Annotated in this window: 1 protein-coding gene; it reads left to right on the top strand. The window is 26.8% G+C overall.

Annotated elements, in window-relative coordinates; translation table 11 throughout:
* Positions 1 to 234: 234 nt before the first annotated feature.
* Positions 235 to 822, top strand: a 588-nt coding sequence (locus H2280_RS08370) for a hypothetical protein (RefSeq protein ID WP_337216254.1), incomplete at its 3' end; no start/stop codon positions are given.

The following is an 822-nucleotide window of genomic DNA, read 5'->3' as shown; positions in this document are numbered from 1 at the left end:
AGATTAATAGGTGATTTTTGTTAATTTTAAAAGATAATAAAATACTCAAAAGATAGAACAAAGCGAAATTCCTATAAAAAATAAGAAAACAGGAAAAGTTTCTTACAAGATATAAGTTGGATGATGAAACTAATCTTGTATATAGAACGGGTTCTGGAAGTGGTGGAGAGGCAATTAATATTTATGGTAAAAATCCAAAGATTAATAAAACTATTCATATCAAGGAATAAAGCGGTGAAAATTAAAGTGATATACGCAATGGGCAATCCTATCTTTCTTTATAGAGGGATGGATAAAACAGGTTATGAAAGTGATGAAATTTTAAACAAGGTATTAGAGAATAATGGGAAATATTTTTTTAAAATGGATTTATTTTTAGACTATTTAAAACATACCTCAAAAACAGATATTTTGTTAGCATTTGAATATTTATTTTTAAAACTTATTGACAATGAATTTTTTGCAAGACATGAAACAGATAGAAATATCGTTCAAACTTATACTATTGACAATCTTAACAACCCTTTCTCTTTAAATACTCCTAAACCTACTTACATTAGTGAATATATCAACATCATAGGACAACTTTTTCTAGCAGGATATATAGACTTTGGTTCTTATCGTGATGAAGATAGAAATAAAATAGACTATCCTACTAATTTATCTTATTATAAAGAAGATAAATATCAAGCTTGGATACATTTTAGAGATAATTTCTTTTATCAAGAAAAATTTATTAGAGATTTAGATGACGATGTTATTGTGGATGGTTATAGCACAATGTTTTCCGATACTTCTTGGGATACACCACAATATTGGTCA

It is taken from the genome of Campylobacter sp. 2457A (genome assembly GCF_020135895.1).
GTDB lineage: Bacteria > Campylobacterota > Campylobacteria > Campylobacterales > Campylobacteraceae > Campylobacter_D > Campylobacter_D taeniopygiae.
The sequence above is the reverse complement of the archived record's forward strand: the minus strand, read 5'-3'. Positions and strand labels throughout refer to the sequence as shown.